A 20160-nucleotide genomic window follows, 5' to 3' on the forward strand; every position below is an offset into this window, starting at 1 on the left:
TGCAATGGGTTTATCAACACTAGGAGCAGTGGTAGCAATAGTAATTAGGCTTAGAGGAGGTGAATAGAATTTACGATGCAGTAATAATAGGTGGAGGTCATAACGGTCTAGTTACTGCATCTTATCTAGCTAAAGAAGGACTGAAGGTAGCAATTTTTGAAAGAAGAAATATTATAGGAGGGGCTGCCGTAACAGAAGAGTTATGGCCTGGGATCCGAGTCTCTACAGCTTCATACGTCTTTAGTCTTTTTAGAAGTAAGATAATTGAAGACCTTCAACTTTACAATTACGGACTTAAAGTTTACTTAAAAGATCCAGGGCTTTTTGTTCCTTTCGGAAACAACAAAAGTATAACTATTTGGACTTCTGTTAAGAAGACTCAAAAAGAAATTGAAAGATTTTCTAAAAAAGACGCATTGGCCTATGAAAAATTTTCAAGTTTGCTAGAAACTTTTTCCGAGATCGTCGATCTTCTAATTATGAATAGACCGGTAAAGATAAATGAAGTAGAAGAGATAGCAAAGATACTCAAAGGATTAAACGTAGATGAAAATACAGCACTGACTATAGCTAGAATGTTCTTCCAAGATGGTAAATCATTTTTAGATGAATTTTTTGAAAGCGAGGAAGTAAAGTCTGCATTAATCGAAGATGCGGTAGTAGGAACAGATGCCTCACCATCCACACCAGGGACTGCTTATGTTTTACTTCATCATAATTTTGGCGAAGTTAATGGAGTAAAAGGCGCTTGGGGTTATGTTGAGGGAGGGATGGGAGGAGTTTCAAATGCGTTGAGAAGGTTTGCTGAATCACATGGAGTTGACATTTTTACAAATGCTGAAGTAGATGAAATTATAACTAAAAATGGAGAAGCTAAAGGTATTAAGCTTAAAGATGGGAAAGTCGTGGAAAGCAAAATAGTTGTTTCAAACACTGATCCTAAAACAACCTTCTTAAAACTTTTAAGAAATGGAGACCTCGATGAGGAGTTTATCAAAAAAGTAAAATCTCTAAAGACAACTGGAGTCTCTTTCAAGATCAATGGTTTCATAGAGGAATTACCAGATTTTGGTACTGGGAAGTCATTAAGACCAGAGCATGTTGCTTCAATTCTTACTATTCCCTCTGTTGACTACGTTGAAAGAGCATATATTGATTCAAAAGTTATTGGCTACTCAAGAGAACCTTGGCTCTCACTAAATATACCATCTACGGTAGACCCAACTTTAGCTCCTCAAGGAAAGTTCGTATTTAATATATTCGGTCAATATTTGCCATATTCTAAAGATTTAGATAACATTAAAGACAAAATAGCAGAAATAACTATAGAGAAAATAAGAGAATATGCACCTAATTTTAAACCGGTTAAGTTTGAAATGCTTACTCCTTTGGATCTAGAGAGAAGATTTGGTATATGGGGAGGGAATATTTTTCATTTAGATATGACGCCAGACCAGCTTTACTTCTTTAGACCGCTAATAGGTTACTCTGATTATAGGACTCCAATAAAGAATCTTTATTTATGTGGATCCGGAACACACCCTGGTGGTGGCGTGACCGGTGCACCGGGTTACAACGCTGCAATGGAGATTTTGAAAGGAGAAAAACTCTAACTATAATTTAAATATTTGTAAATCCATAGTGTTTTTTGAACTCAAATGAGTATACCACCTTATTTTATTCAGTTACTTCAAGTTTTTGCTGCACTTGCAACAGTCGTAGTTGTCTTGGTATTTCTCTTTAAGAAGCAAGGCCAAAAGTTCATCCTATCAGATAAAGCTCTACAGATCCAGCAGAAATCTCAGAAAAAGAAGGAGGAAGTAAAAGAGAAAATAACTTGGGATATGATAGGAGGGTATGATGATATAAAGAAAGAAATCAAGGAGTACATAGAGTTACCACTAAAGTACAAGGACGTTGCAAAGAAATATGGTCTAAGACCACCAAAAGGAATATTACTTTTTGGACCGCCAGGCTGTGGAAAAAGCCTCATGATGAGAGCTTTAGCCAATGAAGCTAAGATCAACTTCATTTATGTAAACGTGAGCGATATAATGAGTAAATGGTATGGAGAAAGCGAGGCCAGATTGAGAGAACTTTTTGCTAATGCAAGAAAGAACGCTCCTTGTATATTATTCTTTGATGAAATAGATACTATAGGCGTAAAAAGAGAAAGCCATACTGGGGATTCGGTAACTCCTAGACTTCTTTCCTTGATGTTATCAGAAATAGATGGCTTACAAAGTGAAGAAGGAGTAATAATAGTAGGTTCTACTAATGTACCGCAATTATTAGATAAAGCCCTTTTGAGAGCAGGAAGATTTGACAAGTTAATTTACATTGGAGTTCCAGATAAAAAATCAAGAAAAGAGATCTTTAAGATATACTGTAAAGACATGCCTTTAGCAGATGATGTAGACTTCGACAAATTGGCTGAAATGACTGAAAGATTTAGTGGTGCTGATATTGCAAACGTGGTGCAAGAAGTTGCAAGAATTGCAGCAGTAGACGCATTGGAGAAGAAGATAGAAAGAAAAATAACAATGCAAGATTTCGTTAGTGTAATTAAGCGTTATAAGCCAAGCGTTACTTTACAGATGTTGGATGAGTACGAGAAATTCAGGTTAGATTATGAAAGGAAATTTAGAGGACCAGAAATACCAGAGGAAGAAGATTTTGAAAAGATAACTATAAACGATATAGGCGGGTATGATGATATAAAGAAAGAACTATATGACTTGCTAGAAATGCAGTTTAAATATTATAGTCTCATGGAACAAATGAAGATCCCTTCAATAAGAGGAATATTACTCTATGGACCACCAGGTGTAGGAAAAACAATGATGGCAAAAGCTTTAGCTAGAACACTAGGAGTGAAACTAATAATGCTAAGTGGTGCTGAAATTCTTTACAAAGGTTATGAAGGAGCAGTATCCGCCGTGAAGGAAGTCTTCAATAGAGCTAGAGAAAATAAACCATCAATATTATTACTTGATGAATTAGATGCAATTGCGCCTAAACGTGAAGGACAGAAATCTGAAGCATCAAAGATAGTTAATCAGTTGCTAACAGAGATGGATGGTATAAGAAGCTTGAAGGAAGTAGTTGTAATAGGAACAACGAACAGACTTGAAGATATAGACTCTGCATTAAAAAGACCGGGTAGATTTGATAGAGTAATATATATGCCATTACCCAACAAGAATGAAAGAAGGGATATATTTGAAAAATATTTAGGCAAAGATGTATGCGAACAAGTAAATTGTGACAAACTAGCTGAAATAACCGAAGGTTATAGCGGTGCTGACATAGCTGCAGTAACTAGAGAGGCAAAGATGAAAGTCCTAAAAGAAATAATAAAAGGAAACAAAGAGAGAAAGTTAACCTATGAAGACTTACTTGAGGCGATAGCTATAGTTAAACCGTCTGTAAAGAACGAGCAAACAGCTGAAGTAAACTCTGATCAGAAGAAACAATAGCCTCGTTTATCTCTTCTACTTTCCTTATCCCAATTTTTAATTCTTCTAGCCTAGAATTAACTGTTTTAATTCCCAATCTTTTACAAAAGTTTGATGAAGATGCTATATCAACATTTCTTAATTTACCTCTGACATCAAAATACATTGAAGCTTTCCCAGAACATACTAGAATCATATCTAATGAAGCACTACCTAAACTTCTTATTTTATACTCTCTGGTTATTCCATCGAGAAAATTTTTAATATAAAGTAATTTAGACCTTGAGAAATAAGCTAAAAGAATAAGCTTTTCTGGAGGTAAAACTTGAGATACAACCTCATCGTCAATATAAGAGTTAGCTTCATCATAAGAATAAACTTTTTTTGTGAATATACTTCCAACGACACCTGCAACAGAAGACAGCATATCGCTAGAATCTTTCTTATACACTGCAATTGAAACAGACGACCATGGTATACCTTGAATATAATTCGTACTCCCATCAAGAGGATCAATAACTGCTATATAATCATAATTTCCATTATCTACAACACCAGATTCTTCGGATACAAACATAAATTTGTATCCCAAATGAGAAAGCCTATCAAATATCAATTCTTCAGATTCTTTATCAATAACTCTTGTTACATCATTACCATGTTTGCCTATGATTTTACCTATTCCACTTTTATCTTTTTCCTCATATAAAAAAGACATTATCTCTTTTGCAACTTTAACTAACCCTTCTCTCATTACTTTTTCCTCTTCTTCTCAGTTAGATATGTGAAAGACCCACGAGCAGCTACAGCCCCTTGTGCAGCAGACGTTATAACTTGTCTAAACCCTAACCACATTCCAGTACAGTCACCTGCAGCAAAAACTCCTTCCAGGTTAGTCTTCATCCATTCATCAACTTTTATATAACCGTAATCATCTACTTCTAAGCCGTTTTGCCTAGCAAAGTCAGTTGGTGGTTCAAATCCTATCTCGACAAAGACTCCATTAACGTCTAATTCTCTAGTTTCACCTGTCTTTAGATTCTGCACTATAACTTTTCTTACTAACTTATCCCCTTTAATCTCTTTAACCGTAGAGTTTAAGATAAATTCAACATTAGGTTTTTGTTTTACGCTTTCGACGTATATCGGTTGTGCTCTAAATTCATCCCTTCTATGAACAACGTAAACTTTAGTAGCATAACGGGATAACAACTCTGCCCCTTCTAATGCCGAGTCACCACCGCCAACTACAACAACAGGTCTATTTTTGAATAATGGAGCATCACAAACTGAGCAATAAGATACTCCTTTTCCGGTAAATTCAGCTTCGCCTGGAACGTTTAGCTTCCTTCTTTTAACACCGATTGCGACAATTAATGAATCAGCTTTAAACTCCCCTCTTCTTTTAGTCTTTACTATATACTCATCTCCTTCTTTCCTAAAGCTTTCAACAGTATCCATAATTGCAGGTACATTATATTTCTCAATATGCTTGTTAAACACTTTTATCATGTCTGCAGCTTGTATACCAATAAGACCAAGATAGTCATCTACTTCTCCTGCTTCTGTTAATTGACCTCCGGGGGTCTCACCTATAACTAAAGTTTTTAGCATATACCTCGCTGAGTAGAGCGCAGCACTATATCCGGCTGGACCCATTCCTATAATTATTACGTCAAATTTCTCTCCAGGTTTTACATCAAAAGATCTTGGTAATAGACTCATCAATATATGATAGGAAAAATTAAATAAAAGAGTTTCTGATATCGCATTTTTAAATCTAAAAGGAATATTGGTAACTTGTGAAAGTTCTCTTCGTAACTGGTAAATTAGCCTTTGATGGAGTGGAAGAAATAGTAAAGGAAATTAAAAAGAATATTGACGCTGATGTCCTTAATCTTAACTATCCAGTTGCTTCATTAATGACTGTTGATTACATTGCTGAAAGATTGAAAGGAATGAAATTGAAGGATTATGATTACATAATCTTACCTGGTTTAGTTAGCGGAGATGCAAAAAAGATTGAGGAAATGACAAAAATAAAGACCTTTAAAGGTACCGAGGATTATAGAGACATACCACTAGTTATTGATGCGTTAGAAAAGGGAATCTCCTTATCATCTGTATATCCAGCAGATGTCATAATAGGAAAAATAAAAGAAGAGAACGTGGAAGAAGAAATAGAAAAGATAGAAAAGGAGGGAAATTATGCATTTGAAATCAATGGAGTTAAGATTCCTAGATTTTCTCCTCCTTTTAGGATATTCATAGAGCTTGACGCGAGTAAAGATGAAGAGTTTTTGATAGAGGAAGCTGAGAGAGTGAAGGAGTATGTAGATGTAATAGTACTTGGATTTCCAAATGGACATGAAAACGTAGAAGAGGTAAGAAATAAAGTGAGAAAACTTAGCAACCTAGGTTATAAGGTAGCAATAGACTCTGCATCTGTAAACGAGTTAATAGAAGGAGCTAAAGCTGGGGCAGACTTCATATTTAATTTAAACGAGAAAAACTTGGAAGACCTAGAAGTAATAAAAGATAAGGCTTTTATAATAGCCCCCTTATCTACGGAAAACAGAGCTGAAGTTGCTTATGAAATTTACAAAAAGGCTAGAGATAAGGGATTTGAAAAATTAATCTTAGATCCCGTTCTTTCTCCTCCTATGTTTGGCTTAGTCGATAGTATAATAGAGTATAAGAAGCTAAGAAAAATGACTGATGCTCCTATTCTCATGGGCATTCTTAATGCAACAGAATTAATAGATGCGGACAGCGTAGGAGTAAATGCTTTACTTACTGGCATTGCAGGCGAAATAGGTATTGGCAATTTACTTGTAATGGAGCATAATAAGACAAGGTGGAGCTCATATGAAACGAGAATTGCTAGTAAAATGATAAGTCTGGCAATTAAGAAAAAGACTTTACCTAAAGATTTAGGGTTAGACTTGTTAATTCTTAAGGACAAGAAGAGGATGAAGAGAGAGAAAGAAGATGAAAAGAAAGATGACAATTTAATTGAAATAAGTGAGCATATAGAACCTAAATACATGGATAAGGGGTTTGTACGAATTTATTTGGAAAAGGATAAAATAGACCTTGAATGGCTAGGAAGAAATCCAATAAAGATAAGAGGAAGTGACGGGCTAAGTATAGGGAGAAAACTAGTTGAATTAATTAATGTTAATTCAGAGCATGCACTTTATATTGGCTATGAATTAGCCAAAGCGGAAATAGCTCTGCAACTAGATAAAAATTATATACAAGATAGACCACTGTTTAAACGTGGATATATCAGCCTCAATACCGACTATAGTGGAAGAGAAAAAAGGTAAGATAAAAATCTATATTTCCACTTTACCTCCAAAGGTTGACGATGACTTTCTTGTCAAATTGAAAGAAACACTTGACATAGAAGAAGCTTGCAAAGATAAGCCCTTCGATAAATGTTTTGCACTGCTTTATGGAGGAATAGTTCTAAGTGTAAACTCAGAGCTAGAAAGATTAGAAATTAAAGGATGTATCAAAAAGCAGGGAAAGGCAAATGGAAGGGAATTTTCGATTGAGGAGTTTATTAAGAACCCTTACGACTGTTATTCTTTTGATAGTGAAACCGTATGTTTTTATAGGGAACCTAATCAAGGGTGTAAAATAATCGATAATATAGGACTTAGATTTATTGTAAGGTAACTCACGGATATTCTATTATAGCGTAATTATTCTCTCCTTCATATATTTTTACTGTAATTTTGAATTTTTTCTCTAACTTTTCATAAATTATTTTAGTTATTTCTAAGCCAATGTACTCAACAGTTGGGTATTTATGAGGTATCGTTTTTACTTCTAATTTAAAAGGGCCCTTTATATAAATCTGATTATAATCTTCTATTGGCACTATCAATTTATGATCCCATTCTCTAATAACTTCCGCTATTATTTTCTTTAATATTTCGAAATCTATAACAAATCCGCTTTTTTCATCTATAGTACCTTCAACTTCAACACTTACTTTATATGTATGCCCATGGAGTTGCTGATTCCCTTCTGAAGACAGAGTGTAATGAGCTGAATCAAAGGAAAATCCTTCAAGCCCTATTCTGAACTTCATTCAAAGCCCTCCTTATATTCTTATCGAAATGTTCCCATAATGACTCAGTTAAATACCTTATCTCATTACATATTGATTTTATATTATCGTCAGATATGACTTTTTCTATTTCTTTGCTTAATTTCATTATATTGCTGAAAGTTCCTACGAATATTGTTTTATTTTCAAACCTTAAAGTCTCGTAACCTATCTCATAATCTCCTCCGAACTCTATAATTTTATAAACGGAATATGCTAGGGAATTTAGATCTACAGAATCTCTATCCGATATCTTACCAGAAATATCTTCAAGCAAGTTATTTATTTTATAATTAATTAAATCTTTTAAGCTATCTATTACTTCAACTTGCGATTTAAAAGAGGATATGCTCAGTAGGTCTTTAAACCTAGAATTATTTAAACATTCTGTACTACAAGGTATTTCTAGCTCTAAAACTGGTAGCCTTTCTGAAGTACGGGAATTTAGGTACTCGGTAATTAATTCATACACAAACTTAAGTTTTGTATTTGTAAGTAATAAACATGAAGTCTTTATTACAAATAGTGGAAGCCTTAGGTAATCTAGTGTTAGACCATTACGGAGATAAAGTTAAAGGGATAGTAATTGGAGGAGAGGCTATTGAAAGCCTAGATGAGGAAAAACCTTTACTTCTTCTTATATTTCTAGATAAGGTACATAAAATATCATTTTATGCACGTGAAGAAATTTTTGAATATTTCATAAAAAAAGTAGAAAGTAGTGATATTTATTTCGGGTATGTAAAAAAGCACGGACAAAGACCATTACTTTATGGAATAATAATTGACCCTTCAGAGATGAGCTTCCATAATCCGATAGTGCTCTATCTTATAGCAAGAGGAAAAATAATTTTTGATAAGAATAAAATTGTAGAGAGAGAAAAAAATAGCATTGGAAGTAGTGTTATGAATATTGGAAATACAATTAAGATCGGGGACATTAATAAAGGAGAGGTGGTAGATTTATGAACAATAGTGCCTTAGCATCAGAGTTTCTTAGTAAGGCCTTTAGGAGCTTAAGCCAAACAAAAACCTCCCTAGATGAAGGGGATTTACTCGGTACAATCAATAACAGCTATAATTTCATTGAGAATGTTAGCAAAGCACTTCTATCGCTTTATGGGATTTATACTTACGATCTACACGCATCACAGAAACTAAACCTTATCTTAACTAACATGAGAGAGGAAAAAGAAATCTCTTTAGTTAGAAAATTACAACTTATGGAGCAGAGACTCTACCCTATTACATTAATTGATGAATCTTCCTTGAAAGACACTGTTATAATTCGTAATTTTGAGGCAAAAGCTCTTATCAAAGAATTAGAAAATATATTAGAATTAGCAAATAGTGTATTTGATGAGTTTCATAGTTGATCTGGATAAAGATATATGTGGCTCAGATTTCAAGGACGTATTAATACCAGATAAGAATATTATTTTTAAAATTTCCAAAACAAATCCCTATTTGGAGTATATTAGATCTACCTACAAAATTGTTATAGTTAAAGAAGAGGGTGATATTATATTCTTCCAGATATCTTCTTTTGGTTGAATTTTTACTCCCTTCTTAGAAATCACTTTGGGTATTCCGAAAAGGAGGATTATTATTCAGCTCTGCTTCTAAACATGAAAATTAAAGACAATGAAGAAGTAACAGAAATGGAAATTATAAAAGGAAAAAAGGTTGCTGTTGTAGGGGCCGGTCCCACTCTTGAACAAATAAAGGAAATAGATGCTGATATAATTATATCTGCTGACGGAGCAACAAACTACTTATACAAGATAGGAATCACACCTGATATAATTGTTACTGACCTTGACGGGATAGATGTTTATCCTGAAAATTCAATTTATGTTGTTCATGCCCACGGCAACAATATTGGCAAACTAGATAAGGTTAATAATATGAAGAAAATAATAGGGACGTGTCAAGTCTACCCTTTTGGTAAATTACATCTTTTTGGTGGATTTACAGATGGGGACAGAGGAGTTGTCTTAGCTAAAATGTTTGGTGCAAAAGATATTATATTATATGGAATGGACTTCGACTCTAATTATATAGGAAGATACTCAAAGCCTCCTTATAAAAATAATTTACCAGTAAGCTGGGTTAAACGAAACAAACTAAAAATAGCAAAGTACATAACTGAACTTATTTTAAGAAAAGATTTATAATTTTTAAATCACCTATACATTTGGGATGTCAATTCTTAGTTGATTCCAAAAAAGTTAGGATATTTGATACAACACTAAGAGATGGAGAACAAGCCCCTGGGATAGATTTAACAGTAGAACAAAAAATTAGAATAGCCAAGCAGTTAGCAGACTTAGGAGTGGATGTAATAGAGGCTGGTTTTCCAGCAGCCTCAGAAGGAGAATTTGAGGCAACTAAAAAGATTCTTGATGAAGTAGGAGACAGAGTAGAGGTTATAGGGTTATCCAGAGCTAACAAGCAAGATATAGATAAGACTATACAGACTGGAATAGCTAGCATTCATGTATTTATAGCAACTTCAGACATTCATCTAAAGTATAAACTTAAGATGAGCAGGGAACAAGTACTAGATCGTATCTATGAGGCAGTCCGTTATGCTAAAGATCACGGTTTAATAGTAGAATATTCACCCGAAGATGCCACCAGAACAGATCATGACTTTCTACTAAAAGCTGTAAGCACAGCGATAGAAGCTGGAGCTGATAGAATAAACATTCCCGATACCGTAGGGACTATGCATCCTTTCAAGTTTTATGATTTAATAAAAGACGTAGTTTCTGTAACCAAAGATAAGATAGTAAGTGTTCATTGTCACAACGATTTTGGTTTAGCTACAGCTAACTCAATAGCCGGAGTAATGGCTGGCGCTAGACAAGTCCATGTAACTGTTAACGGCATAGGTGAAAGGGCGGGTAATGCAGCACTAGAGGAAGTTGTGATGGCATTAAAGAAGTTACTTGGATATGAAGTAAATGTAAAAACCTACAAGTTATATGAAACCAGTAAACTTGTTTCTGAACTAACTGGTATACCAATACCTTACTTTAAGGCAATTGTGGGAGAAAATGCATTTGGGCATGAAGCAGGGATACATGTTCATGGTGTGATTGAAAATCCACTAACTTACGAACCTATATCACCGGAAGAAGTTGGTAATTTCAGAAGATTAGCCTTAGGTAAACATAGTGGTATCCATGGTCTAAAGAAATTGTTAGAAGACCAAGGGATTTACTTAGATGATACTGAACTAAGAGAGGTATTAGAAGAAGTAAAGAGATTAGCAGAGACAGGACATAAAGTAGATGTAGAGACAGCAAAAGAGATAGCTATTAAAGTTAGTAGTAAAAAAATAAAAGTATGATCAAGTTTTTATATCATTCGTCTTTTCTTATAGATAATTCTATACTTTTAGACCCACATGATGGTGGCAGTATAGGATTGCCAAGACCAGAAGTAAAAGCGGATCTTATTCTCATAACTCATAATCATTACGATCATAATGCATACGAGATTATTCCTCATAAGGAAGTTAAGATTAAACAATATGGAGAGTTTGACTATGGTTCTTACTCAATTGAAGGTATTAAGACTTTTCATGATAAAGAAAACGGTAAAAGAAGAGGAGAAAATACTATTTATAAAATAATTGATAAGAAAGGAAGAAGTATAGTCCACTTAGGTGATTTGGGTCATTTACCTAAAGAAGAAACCATTAAGAGTATAAAGTCGCCAGATGTTTTAATGATACCTGTAGGAGGAGTTATTACAATAAATCATAATGAAGCAAGAGACATAATAAAAATGATAGACCCGAAAATAGTTATACCAATGCATTATTGGATCAAAGGACACTTAATGCCACTTAACCCAATCGATGATTTCCTTAGTTTAATGAAAGAGGACAGAAAAATTATTGAAGTTAAGGAAAAAGAGATTGATGAAACTACAGTAGAAAAGGGGTCCATAATAGTTTTTAAAGTCTAACTTTTTCCACTTTTGCTACTGGTACAGTTTCCCTTTCTACTTCTGTCCTTACTAATCCTTCAATAGCTTTTCTTATTGCTTCACTTCTATTTAATCCATACCTTATTGCATATCTGTCCAATAGCTCTAACAAATCCTCTTCTACTTTAAATGTTACAACTCTCATCTTTTATCCGATATTAATATTCTTCATACTAAGGTTTAAGTATTTTCTGGAGCGGTATTTCCATCCTCCGCTTTCAAGAGTAATCTATTATGATTAAGATTAATATATTAGTAATCATATATTTTTATTGAGAGGAGAATACACATTGCCCACTATTCATTTGTCATTACCAGAGTCACTATATGAAGAGTTGAAGAGAAAGGCTGAAGATTTAGGTGTTCAAGTTACAGATTTAGTTAAGTTTTATATAAGAGAAGGCCTTGAGGAAAGGGAAAACGAAGATGAAGAGAAAAGCGACAAAAAATACGAGAAACTAGAAGAGACAGTAACTTATTTAGAGGCAAAAGTTGCACAATTGGACGCATTAGTAGAAGAATTAGTTCAGAAATTGTTAGAGAAAGAAGGCGAAGATGAAGAAGTAGAAATTATTAACAAGAATGAAAAGAGTTAATTTGGGCCTATGCGATTATACTCTCGAGTCCCGAGAGCGCATGAGCATAGGTGGGTCACCTATTTTCTCACTAAAAATGATGTTGCAGGGACGTACTGAAAAAGAAATGAAGAAAAAATTCTTCGTTCTGATCACATAGATATTAATGTTACCGTTCTTAGAATTGAAGGATCTCTTCTAATTTGAGATATTACCTTATTCAGCTCGTCTAGGTTTTCCGTAACTATCTCAGCTACTACATCATATTCTCCATAAACTGGATTCACTTCTTTTACTCCATTAATTTTCTTTACCGAATTAGCTACTTCCGTTTCTTTTCCTACAGTTGTTACGATTAAGATATAGGCTTTTACTGCCATATATTATACTTTCATAAACCAAAATATATTTTTTATTTTAAGAGAAGCCTCTCTGAATTAAAGAACTTGGATATCAGCAGTATTAAAAGTACAGAGAATGCTAATGTTACTGAAATAGAGAATATGGATTCTTGTAATGAACCGAATACATATAACAAAAGCCCAAGACTAAGCTGTACATAAGGTATTCCATATATTGTTGATAGTGGAAAACTTAGTTGGCTAGGGTTTATAAATAATGCTACAAATGAAGCTATCATCCCGAAGGAAATAATTATGAAGTTTATTATTTGAATATTTCTAGTTGATCCTCCAAAGATATAAAGGAAAATAAGACTCAAAGCACCTGTTAGAAATATTGATGTTAAATATACAAATATTATGATTAATAAGAATGGTAAAGTTAATGAGATGGTTATATTAAAAGCAACTGAAGATAAGAAAATGAAGAGGAACGTACCTATGATATCTCCCAATGAAGAAAAGACTCCTAGCACGACAGCTACAGCGAGTTTTGAGATTATAAATGATCTTATGGAAAGAGGTGTTGCGAGTAGCGACTCTAATGTTTTCCTTTCTCTTTCTCCAGTTATGCCTTCAAGCAAATAAAACACAACTGGAGTAGCACTAGGGAATAATATCAAAGCTATTATCCTTGCAAAACTAGCTAATTCACTCACTCCTGCAGAGACAGCTTTTCCACTTACTGATCTGTAACCTAAAACAAGGTATATCGGATCTCTAACTGATTCTGGAGTAACATTAACATGAGCCATCTTTGACAAATATTCTATCCTTGAATTGGATATGTTTAAAAGAAGTTTGTTTAGAGCTGAATCTGCCAAATTTATGGCATTCTGGTTAGAAGAAATAAGCTCATAGAAATCCAAATATGCTTGCCTACTTATATTAGACACGTTCTCGTAAAAGTCATTAGGAAATACTATTACTACATCTGCTTGTGTTGAATTTGTAACCACAATTCCTCCGTTTTCTTTAATGTAGTCTGTTACGATGTTAACATAAGGGGTATTTGCTGGATTTTGATTTATTACAGCTATTACAGGAGGTTGAGCTGATACTGAGGCATAAAGGATTATTCCTATTAGGGGAAGAAGAATAAAAGGGAGGAGAATTGAAGAGAGAAGGAGCTTCTTATCTCGTCTAATCTCCATTAATTCTTTACTGAGAAATATTTTGAGCATTAGAAACCACCTTCATAAAAGCTTCTTCTAGGTTTGAAACCCCTAAAGTTTCTATTATAAACTTTGGACTGCCAGAAATTATAGTTTTTCCATCATTTATCATTGCCACATCATCACAGAGATATTGAACCTCGAGCATATTATGTGAAGAGAGAATTATAGTTATACCGAATTTCTTTGCCATATCTACAATAACTTGCCTAACTCTTACAGCGGAATCTACATCTAATGCAGATGTTGGTTCATCCAAAATTGCTAATTTGGGCATTACCATTAATGTCCTTGCAATTATTAGCCTTCTTTTCATCCCTCGGCTATAAGTGGACGTCTGCTGATATATTTTATCTCCCAAGTTAGCTATCTGAATCCCTAGTTTTATCATTTCTTCCTCCTTATTCTTATCATTATTGCTGTAAATTTTGGCAAAGAATTCTAAATTTTCTATTCCACTCAGTTTCTCGTAAGGAAAAGCATCCTCTGGCATGTATGAAATTAAGCCTTTATTCTTTGCTTCAATAGGAGAAAATCCGAAGATGTCCACTTTTCCCTCATAACTCCTTATTATCCCAGAAATAATCCTAAGGGTTGTTGTCTTGCCAGCTCCGTTGGGACCTATTAAACCAAACACTTCACCTTTCTTTACACTAAAGTTAACATCCTTAAGAGCAACAAAATTCCCAAACTTCTTACTAAGATGAATAACACTTATTGCAAATTTTTCCTCCATTATACCATAAACCTCATTAAATTAGAATATAAAAGCATTCAGAAAAAAATATAATGTGATTGGTAGTGTAAGCGATAGAACACTAGAGTTCTTACTGAAGTTTGGTGATAAGGGAAAAGAAACATTAATCGCAGCAATTGAATGCTCTTATGAAAATGAAAGGACCGAGTTGGGGGATTTTAGCTATAAAAGTGTAGTAGAAAAATTAACAGAAAAGGGGTATAACTTTGATCCTAAGATGATTTTAAGAGCCTTGGAAAAGGATTTTGGAATAATAGAAACAACCTATAAAAGCAGTAATCAACATTGGTGGAAGTTTATCGATAGAGAGCAAGTAGAAAACGTAGTAAACGAGAACAAAGATACTGATCCAAAAGTTGAGCTTATTAGAATAAAGTTTTACTCCCTAGAGCCACAGAAGATAGAGAAAAGATTAGAGTTAATGAGCAAAAAATCGATTTTAACAGAAGTTGATAAAAAGACCTTTAGGTTGATGGTATTTGATGAACTAACTAAACTTGCTGAGATTTATGATGAGGCATCACAATTTGAGGAAACTCTTCAGATAGTAGAGAGTATTAAGAGAATATTAACTTTGGCTTCAATTATTTCAAAGAGGATTTATGGAAAAGGTTACAATAAGGGATTTCTTAAAGAAAAAGGAGAAAAAAGAGAAAATAACAATGTTAACAGCATACGATTATCCAACAGCGAAAATAATATCACAGACGAACCTTGATAGCATATTAGTCGGAGATTCCCTTGGGATGGTAGTAGAAGGGAAGGAAAGCACATTAAAAGTAAATATGAAAGATATGATTATTCATCTGGATTCGGTTATTAGAGCCAAGCCCCCTCAATTAGTTGTAGCAGATATGCCTTTTTTAAGCTATGAAACTTCAGTTTCTGATGCTGTAAGAAACGCTGGGATCTTTGCGAGGCATGGAGCTGATGCTGTAAAATTAGAAGGAGGAGAAGAGATGATAGATGTAATAAAAGGGATAGTAAGAGCTGGAATCCCTGTTATGGGACATATCGGTTTAACTCCACAAAGGTTCCTAAGAATCGGAGGGTATCGTGTTATAGGAAAGAGAGAAAGTGAAGAGAAACAACTGATTAAAGATGCAAAAGAGCTTGAAAATGCAGGAGTCTTTTCAATAGTAATAGAAAACACTTATTCAGATGTAGCAAGAAAAATAACTGAGAGTGTTAACGTTCCTACCATTTGTATTGGAGCGGGCCCTTATTGTGATGGTCAAGTTTTGGTAATACATGACTTACTTGGGTTATCAGATTTTTCACCATACTTTGCGAAAAGATATGTGGAATTAAAGGATATTATAAGAAAAGCTGTTGAAGACTACATAACTGAGGTTAAAGAAAATAAATTCCCTTCAAAAGAACATTATAGATCTAAGGAAAGCTGAGAAAGGTATTTACTGATAAAGTTTAAAGACTCAGATAAGATTTTCTTATTATCATATTGCCTAATTATTTCCTCTAACTCTTCCTTCCTTTTTCCTTTCATGCTCTTGGCGATTTCAATCATCTTAGGAAAAGCCCTTATTATGTTATCAACTATCGTGATAGAAGCTTTTCTAGCTGTCCTTGATAACGGATTTAAGTCAATTGCTATCACTTTCTTACCCATTTTCACTAAAGCTTCGGTTCTATCTCCATCCTCCAATGCAAGTAGAACAACATCTGCGATATATATACCTCTCGGGCTTACTCTTCTCCTTTCACTGAATAGTTCCGGAATTGTAGCTGATGCATCTTCTCCTATACCTAAAACTTCCTTAGCACCAGCCTTTCTTAAGATCTCAGCGATTTTCTTTTCTCTTTCTTCTGTCCTATAAAACAAATTAACTTCAATTTTTGAGTTAGTTATCTCTGCAAGTCTTACTATCTCACTGGGAACTAATGCTGCCATATTTCCGTTCACTGAAATTACCGGGTTTTTTGCTAACAAGATTGATGCAATCCCGGCTTCCATTGCTTTAATAGCAAAGTCTTGCGTTTTCTCTCCCATCAAATAGTCAAAGCACTCTCCCCTTCCGTGTGCTATAAGACCTTGTGGAGCTAAATAACCTTCTAGCAAACCTTCCACTACTTTCTCCCTTATTATTAATGACTCTTTTCTTGGATGATTTTCTGGGATTAATGAATGTAAGCTCCACTCATTGCTGGGGTGTGATTTATCCATCCTTCTCCTTCACATTCTCCATGTCTCAATATTAAACCTTTTTTCTTAAATGAATTCGGATATGGAGAGTAGAAGCCAAGTTCTTCAGTGAATTTCTTTGACAATTGAAAAAACTTAATAAGAGATGGAGAGTGTAGGAACTCTATAATGTATTGAAGTGCGTTCTCATTTCTACTTTTAATTAATTTTTCTGTAGATTCTTTACCTAATGGTTTGCTACAGATCTTATCCCATTGAACATTTATTTTTTCTACTTCCCCGTAACCTGGAGCTCCAGGTTTTTTCCTATAAACCAAACCCCCACCATAATATTCTGAGATTAGGTCTCCTAGCCCATTTTTTGTCAAAACCTCGCTTTCATGTGCCTTGACTAATGCATCTACAAGGTTTACGTTATATAATTCATGTGAAGCCATTGCGTAAGCTAAGCTTATAGCCCCGCTCATTCCGTAACCGAATCCTAACGGAACTTTTGAAAGGATGTTTATTTCAATGTCACCAAGTTTTCTTAAATATACTAGATTTGGAAAGTCTATTTTTATGCCGTTAAAAATAACTCTTGGCTCTCCTTTTTTAGGCGTAGCTACAATAGGAGGGTTTAAAACAAGGGATAGTCCTATCGACCCGGTTTCTTTTATATCTTCTCTGTAAATCGGGTACCAAATACCAGAAATATTTAGAGGAACAATAATTTCAATCTGCGACATCTATTAAGGAAAAATAATTTAAACTTAATATTCTTAATTAGTACATTAGCATGAGACTTACTGATGCGTCATTATTCAGTAGAGCTTTAACTACTATAGAAGTAAAGAGCTTAGAAAAGTATATGGTCAAAGAAGAAAAAGAGGTAGTAATTGGCAGACTTACTTCTATGAGCGGTGAAATTATTAAATACTTAAATCCGAAGTTCGTTATTTCTCCCACTTCCCTTTCTTCTGGTAAAAAACTTGAAGAATTAGATTCTGATTCTTCTGTTTACTCTTCAGTTAAAGTTGCTCCAGGCATTACATTTGAAGAATTAATTACCGAATTGAAGAAAATTTCTAAAGTCCCCGTCCTCTTTCCCTTATACTTACAAGGTAGTGTGGGTGGGTTTATAGCTACGAATGGATCGGGATTTGGTAGCTATAAATTTGGATTTGTAAAAGGAAAAAAAGAAGTACATAGACTTGAGAATACTAGCGAAGCATATGTTACGGTCGCAAACTACTCTGAAGTTATAGAGAGCGATAAAGAAAGTAAATATGCATGGAGCGGTTTAATAATAGATGGAAAAGAGAGATATTATTTACCTACTACATATGCAAAGTTAGAAGGCATAGAAAGTGGTAGCATAGACACTTATTCAGTCATAGAAGAAATAAACAAGATAGTGGTAGGGAGTTTCAAAAGAGATTATGTACCAGTAATATTGAGGTTACCTGTTTCTTCTTTACCTAAATTAGAGCAGTTGAAGGAATTTGAGAAAATTATTGGTTACATTATAAATTATAACTCACCAGAAAAATATTATGTTTACCTAGGTAGAATTAAGTTTGATGACCTTGAGGAGATTTTTAAATTTCTTAAGAAGAACAGAGAGGTCTTACCTTTCCCGTCTCTTACAGATTATGATAAACTGCATTTAGAAATAATGGACAAGGTAAGAAGAAAAGTAAAAACTCCTAACCAATACAAGAGTATTTTAACCCTCTATAATGATGCTCTTAAATGCATAAACTGTGGTCTTTGTCTTAATGCTTGTAAATCATATGAAATAACTCATAGTCCTATCTATAGCCCTGTAGGTAAGATAGGTAGACTAATATTTGAAGAAAATCAGTTTGAAGCTTGTTTCGGGTGCGCAAAAGACGAGGAAGCTTGCCCTATAGGAATTCAAATAAGCAAACTCACGACCGAAGGAGTGAATACACTTTCTCCAGAAAAACTAAGGATTGAACTTTCACCACTTCCAGCGGATGTTCAAAACATGGCAAAGACTCTTCAGAATAATTATAGAAATAAACCACTTTACTTACTGGTAACAGGTTGTGCTTCTAAGTACGATGTAAACGGAATAAGAGGCTTCTTGCAATATTTAATTGACAACGGGAATTCTTTACCTTCAACCTTTTCCCCCAGGGTTGAAATAGTAAATGAATGTTGCGGATTTGATGATTTTGTGGGAGGAGATATAAATTCGGCTAGAGAAAAAGTTAAGAAAATCCTTGAATTAAAAGCAAATAAAGGAGCTCAAGGAGTATACTTCTTATGCCCAGAAGGACTTTACGTGTACAACACACTATCCGGGGACAAGGGAATTCTGGGCTTTGAAGTTGTTAAAAGAGATGTAAAAGGAAAAGTCCACGCAGGTTGTTGGGCAAAGAAGTTAGGAATAAAAGGAGATGATGATGAGTGTGCTGGCTTAATATTTACCACATATAAAGGGTATCCATATCCATATAAAAAGAAAGATGTTTTAACTATATGTCCGTTTTCGTCTTGGAAATTCGGTACAGTCTCGGTGTATGGAACATTTTATTCTGAATCTAAGGTTGTAGAAAATGTTGAAGAAAAACAAGGTAATTTAGATGCAGTGTTACTTGAGATAGCTACGGAATCTATATTAGAAGCCTTGTCCTCTTCCATTGATGAAATAGCAGAAAAAGTGGGACTCTGGAATTTAGGGGGAAAAGATTACTTCATTTTAGTTTCATTTCCTATAATAGGGAATAAATTTAGAACTATTTTTGAAGAAAAAATAAAAGAAAATCCTAACAAAGATCAGATTATAAAATATCTTAGTGTTATTATTAACAATCCATCATTATTAGAAGCAAAAACAACACTTATTTCAGATTACATTAAAGGACAGAACTACTCTGATAAATTAAAAGAGGTTAGAGACAAAATAACTTCCTCTAATAGACTAGAATATACCGCTAAGAATTTAGCTGAAAGCGAAGAAATGGTTTCAGCTCTACTAGAAATGATTAAAAGATCTATTAACCCTAAGCTTATTGAAAGGATACTTGACGAGATAGTGTATTCTTAGATAAGTTTGTACACCTTATCCTCGTGATCTAGGTATACTAGGCCATTCTTTTTTAAGAAAGAAAATAATGGCATTAATCTTCTTGGTAGCTTATTCTCCACTTCTTCTTTGTAAACCTTAAAATACATTTGTAATAAATCCATTGTATCTTTAAAGGTTACAAGAACTTTCTCGCCATCTAAATCAAGGATAAAAAGTGAAGGGTTTAGTTTAGGGTCAATTTCTCTTTCTGAGACTATTAGATATATCCTTTCAAGAATCTGTTCACATATTGGTTTTGATGATTTAGACTTCATAAGAATTTGTATTTTATTGTCAATCTCATCTAATTTTCTCAATACATCATTTAGTCTATCATCCTTGAATCCTCTTGGACTTTGAGATTCACCATTTAATAAGAAATTTAATAATTCCTTGTCCATATTATATTTGTTGTTAAATAAAGGG

At 34.0% G+C, this 20160-nt stretch carries 25 protein-coding genes; 14 read left to right on the top strand and 11 right to left on the bottom strand.

Annotated features, from left to right (window positions below; all coding sequences use genetic code 11):
* Positions 1–68 precede the first annotated feature (68 nt).
* Both AC3OCB_RS08940 and AC3OCB_RS08945 read left to right on the top strand, forming a co-directional pair.
* Positions 69–1613, top strand: a complete 1545-nt coding sequence (locus tag AC3OCB_RS08940; RefSeq protein WP_498342369.1) for a phytoene desaturase family protein — start codon at positions 69–71, stop codon at positions 1611–1613.
* Positions 1614–1658: 45 nt separating this feature from the next.
* Positions 1659–3479, top strand: a complete 1821-nt coding sequence (locus AC3OCB_RS08945) for an AAA family ATPase (RefSeq protein ID WP_498342078.1) — start codon at positions 1659–1661, stop codon at positions 3477–3479.
* Here AC3OCB_RS08945 and AC3OCB_RS08950 read toward each other — a convergent pair.
* Positions 3418–4212, bottom strand: coding sequence for an inositol monophosphatase family protein (locus AC3OCB_RS08950; RefSeq protein WP_498342080.1), 795 nt, complete (start codon positions 4210–4212; stop codon positions 3418–3420). The genes AC3OCB_RS08945 and AC3OCB_RS08950 overlap by 62 nt on opposite strands.
* The gene (gene trxB / locus AC3OCB_RS08955; protein WP_498342081.1) at positions 4212–5183 is read right to left on the bottom strand and encodes a thioredoxin-disulfide reductase; all 972 of its coding nucleotides are present in this window, start codon (positions 5181–5183) and stop codon (positions 4212–4214) included. The genes AC3OCB_RS08950 and trxB overlap by 1 nt, the downstream gene beginning before the upstream one ends.
* Positions 5184–5260: 77 nt before the next feature.
* Here trxB and AC3OCB_RS08960 point away from each other — a divergent pair, with 77 nt between their 5' ends.
* Both AC3OCB_RS08960 and AC3OCB_RS08965 read left to right on the top strand, forming a co-directional pair.
* Positions 5261–6790 carry a dihydropteroate synthase-like protein gene (locus tag AC3OCB_RS08960; protein WP_498342082.1) on the top strand — a complete coding sequence of 510 codons (1530 nt, stop codon included), beginning with the start codon at positions 5261–5263 and terminating at the stop codon, positions 6788–6790.
* Complete coding sequence (locus AC3OCB_RS08965) at positions 6771–7145, top strand: hypothetical protein (protein ID WP_498342083.1); 375 nt, start codon at positions 6771–6773, stop codon at positions 7143–7145. The genes AC3OCB_RS08960 and AC3OCB_RS08965 overlap by 20 nt, the downstream gene beginning before the upstream one ends.
* A 1-nt stretch (position 7146) precedes the next feature.
* On the opposite strand, the gene AC3OCB_RS08970 is transcribed toward AC3OCB_RS08965, so the two are convergent.
* Both AC3OCB_RS08970 and AC3OCB_RS08975 read right to left on the bottom strand, forming a co-directional pair.
* Entirely contained in the window at positions 7147–7563 is a 417-nt protein-coding gene (locus AC3OCB_RS08970; RefSeq protein ID WP_498342084.1) for a 6-pyruvoyl trahydropterin synthase family protein, read from the bottom strand.
* The gene (locus AC3OCB_RS08975; protein ID WP_498342085.1) at positions 7541–8053 is read right to left on the bottom strand and encodes a hypothetical protein; all 513 of its coding nucleotides are present in this window, start codon (positions 8051–8053) and stop codon (positions 7541–7543) included. Before AC3OCB_RS08975 ends, AC3OCB_RS08970 begins: the two co-directional genes overlap by 23 nt.
* A 32-nt stretch (positions 8054–8085) precedes the next feature.
* On the opposite strand from AC3OCB_RS08975, the gene AC3OCB_RS08980 reads away from it, so the two are divergent.
* Genes AC3OCB_RS08980 through AC3OCB_RS09005 form a run of 6 tightly spaced genes read left to right on the top strand, consistent with a single transcriptional unit; the run spans position 8086 to position 11562 of the window.
* Complete coding sequence (locus AC3OCB_RS08980) at positions 8086–8550, top strand: hypothetical protein (RefSeq protein WP_498342087.1); 465 nt, start codon at positions 8086–8088, stop codon at positions 8548–8550.
* A complete protein-coding gene (locus tag AC3OCB_RS08985) occupies positions 8547–8957 on the top strand; it encodes a hypothetical protein (RefSeq protein ID WP_498342088.1) in 411 nt (136 codons plus the stop codon). The genes AC3OCB_RS08980 and AC3OCB_RS08985 overlap by 4 nt, the downstream gene beginning before the upstream one ends.
* Positions 8941–9135 carry a hypothetical protein gene (locus tag AC3OCB_RS08990; protein ID WP_498342090.1) on the top strand — a complete coding sequence of 65 codons (195 nt, stop codon included), beginning with the start codon at positions 8941–8943 and terminating at the stop codon, positions 9133–9135. The genes AC3OCB_RS08985 and AC3OCB_RS08990 overlap by 17 nt, the downstream gene beginning before the upstream one ends.
* Entirely contained in the window at positions 9132–9758 is a 627-nt protein-coding gene (locus tag AC3OCB_RS08995; RefSeq protein WP_498342092.1) for a 6-hydroxymethylpterin diphosphokinase MptE-like protein, read from the top strand. The genes AC3OCB_RS08990 and AC3OCB_RS08995 overlap by 4 nt, the downstream gene beginning before the upstream one ends.
* Before the next feature lie 20 nt (positions 9759–9778).
* A complete protein-coding gene (locus AC3OCB_RS09000; RefSeq protein WP_498342093.1) occupies positions 9779–10939 on the top strand; it encodes an isopropylmalate synthase in 1161 nt (386 codons plus the stop codon).
* Complete coding sequence (locus AC3OCB_RS09005) at positions 10936–11562, top strand: MBL fold metallo-hydrolase (RefSeq protein ID WP_498342094.1); 627 nt, start codon at positions 10936–10938, stop codon at positions 11560–11562. The genes AC3OCB_RS09000 and AC3OCB_RS09005 overlap by 4 nt, the downstream gene beginning before the upstream one ends.
* Here the strand turns inward: AC3OCB_RS09005 and ccr1 are convergent.
* Positions 11552–11728, bottom strand: coding sequence for an aCcr1 family cell cycle regulator (gene ccr1 / locus AC3OCB_RS09010; RefSeq protein WP_498342095.1), 177 nt, complete (start codon positions 11726–11728; stop codon positions 11552–11554). The genes AC3OCB_RS09005 and ccr1 overlap by 11 nt on opposite strands.
* Positions 11729–11873: 145 nt before the next feature.
* Here ccr1 and AC3OCB_RS09015 point away from each other — a divergent pair, with 145 nt between their 5' ends.
* Entirely contained in the window at positions 11874–12179 is a 306-nt protein-coding gene (locus AC3OCB_RS09015; protein WP_498342370.1) for a ribbon-helix-helix domain-containing protein, read from the top strand.
* A gap of 131 nt (positions 12180–12310) precedes the next feature.
* Here the strand turns inward: AC3OCB_RS09015 and AC3OCB_RS09020 are convergent, their stop codons facing one another.
* The 3 genes from AC3OCB_RS09020 to AC3OCB_RS09030 are packed head-to-tail and all read right to left on the bottom strand — an operon-like array spanning position 12311 to position 14470.
* Positions 12311–12538 carry an Lrp/AsnC ligand binding domain-containing protein gene (locus tag AC3OCB_RS09020; RefSeq protein WP_498342097.1) on the bottom strand — a complete coding sequence of 76 codons (228 nt, stop codon included), beginning with the start codon at positions 12536–12538 and terminating at the stop codon, positions 12311–12313.
* 32 nt (positions 12539–12570) lie between these two features.
* Positions 12571–13743 (bottom strand): ABC transporter permease, encoded by a 1173-nt coding sequence (locus AC3OCB_RS09025; protein ID WP_498342098.1) that lies wholly within the window; start codon positions 13741–13743, stop codon positions 12571–12573.
* On the bottom strand, positions 13721–14470 hold the full coding sequence (locus AC3OCB_RS09030; protein ID WP_498342100.1) for an ABC transporter ATP-binding protein: 750 nt from the start codon (positions 14468–14470) through the stop codon (positions 13721–13723). Before AC3OCB_RS09030 ends, AC3OCB_RS09025 begins: the two co-directional genes overlap by 23 nt.
* Positions 14471–14525: 55 nt before the next feature.
* Between AC3OCB_RS09030 and AC3OCB_RS09035 the strand changes: the two genes are divergently transcribed.
* On the top strand, positions 14526–15209 hold the full coding sequence (locus AC3OCB_RS09035; RefSeq protein ID WP_498342101.1) for a hypothetical protein: 684 nt from the start codon (positions 14526–14528) through the stop codon (positions 15207–15209).
* Positions 15094–15897 carry a 3-methyl-2-oxobutanoate hydroxymethyltransferase gene (panB, locus tag AC3OCB_RS09040; protein ID WP_498342103.1) on the top strand — a complete coding sequence of 268 codons (804 nt, stop codon included), beginning with the start codon at positions 15094–15096 and terminating at the stop codon, positions 15895–15897. Before AC3OCB_RS09035 ends, panB begins: the two co-directional genes overlap by 116 nt.
* On the opposite strand, the gene AC3OCB_RS09045 is transcribed toward panB, so the two are convergent.
* Positions 15876–16676: a 4-phosphopantoate--beta-alanine ligase gene (locus AC3OCB_RS09045; RefSeq protein WP_498342104.1), complete on the bottom strand. Its 801-nt coding sequence runs from the start codon at positions 16674–16676 to the stop codon at positions 15876–15878. The genes panB and AC3OCB_RS09045 overlap by 22 nt on opposite strands.
* A complete protein-coding gene (locus tag AC3OCB_RS09050) occupies positions 16631–17383 on the bottom strand; it encodes a GHMP family kinase ATP-binding protein (RefSeq protein ID WP_498342105.1) in 753 nt (250 codons plus the stop codon). Before AC3OCB_RS09050 ends, AC3OCB_RS09045 begins: the two co-directional genes overlap by 46 nt.
* 50 nt (positions 17384–17433) lie before the next feature.
* On the opposite strand from AC3OCB_RS09050, the gene AC3OCB_RS09055 reads away from it, so the two are divergent.
* Positions 17434–19713: an FAD-binding protein gene (locus AC3OCB_RS09055; protein ID WP_498342107.1), complete on the top strand. Its 2280-nt coding sequence runs from the start codon at positions 17434–17436 to the stop codon at positions 19711–19713.
* Here AC3OCB_RS09055 and AC3OCB_RS09060 read toward each other — a convergent pair.
* The gene (locus AC3OCB_RS09060; protein WP_498342108.1) at positions 19710–20135 is read right to left on the bottom strand and encodes a hypothetical protein; all 426 of its coding nucleotides are present in this window, start codon (positions 20133–20135) and stop codon (positions 19710–19712) included. The genes AC3OCB_RS09055 and AC3OCB_RS09060 overlap by 4 nt on opposite strands.
* Between the last annotated feature and the right edge of the window lie 25 nt (positions 20136–20160).

This window comes from Sulfurisphaera sp., assembly GCF_059755235.1.

Coding starts and splice junctions, on each gene's coding strand:
- AC3OCB_RS08945 (WP_498342078.1), top strand. CDS start 1,659: ATGAGTATACCACCTTATTTTATTCAGTTACTTCAAGTTTTTGCTGCA.
- AC3OCB_RS08950 (WP_498342080.1), bottom strand. CDS start 4,212: ATGAGAGAAGGGTTAGTTAAAGTTGCAAAAGAGATAATGTCTTTTTTA.
- trxB (WP_498342081.1), bottom strand. CDS start 5,183: ATGAGTCTATTACCAAGATCTTTTGATGTAAAACCTGGAGAGAAATTT.
- AC3OCB_RS08970 (WP_498342084.1), bottom strand. CDS start 7,563: ATGAAGTTCAGAATAGGGCTTGAAGGATTTTCCTTTGATTCAGCTCAT.
- AC3OCB_RS08980 (WP_498342087.1), top strand. CDS start 8,086: ATGAAGTCTTTATTACAAATAGTGGAAGCCTTAGGTAATCTAGTGTTA.
- AC3OCB_RS08985 (WP_498342088.1), top strand. CDS start 8,547: ATGAACAATAGTGCCTTAGCATCAGAGTTTCTTAGTAAGGCCTTTAGG.
- AC3OCB_RS08990 (WP_498342090.1), top strand. CDS start 8,941: ATGAGTTTCATAGTTGATCTGGATAAAGATATATGTGGCTCAGATTTC.
- AC3OCB_RS09005 (WP_498342094.1), top strand. CDS start 10,936: ATGATCAAGTTTTTATATCATTCGTCTTTTCTTATAGATAATTCTATA.
- ccr1 (WP_498342095.1), bottom strand. CDS start 11,728: ATGAGAGTTGTAACATTTAAAGTAGAAGAGGATTTGTTAGAGCTATTG.
- AC3OCB_RS09020 (WP_498342097.1), bottom strand. CDS start 12,538: ATGGCAGTAAAAGCCTATATCTTAATCGTAACAACTGTAGGAAAAGAA.
- AC3OCB_RS09025 (WP_498342098.1), bottom strand. CDS start 13,743: ATGCTCAAAATATTTCTCAGTAAAGAATTAATGGAGATTAGACGAGAT.
- AC3OCB_RS09030 (WP_498342100.1), bottom strand. CDS start 14,470: ATGGAGGAAAAATTTGCAATAAGTGTTATTCATCTTAGTAAGAAGTTT.
- panB (WP_498342103.1), top strand. CDS start 15,094: ATGGAAAAGGTTACAATAAGGGATTTCTTAAAGAAAAAGGAGAAAAAA.
- AC3OCB_RS09045 (WP_498342104.1), bottom strand. CDS start 16,676: ATGGATAAATCACACCCCAGCAATGAGTGGAGCTTACATTCATTAATC.
- AC3OCB_RS09050 (WP_498342105.1), bottom strand. CDS start 17,383: ATGTCGCAGATTGAAATTATTGTTCCTCTAAATATTTCTGGTATTTGG.
- AC3OCB_RS09055 (WP_498342107.1), top strand. CDS start 17,434: ATGAGACTTACTGATGCGTCATTATTCAGTAGAGCTTTAACTACTATA.
- AC3OCB_RS09060 (WP_498342108.1), bottom strand. CDS start 20,135: ATGGACAAGGAATTATTAAATTTCTTATTAAATGGTGAATCTCAAAGT.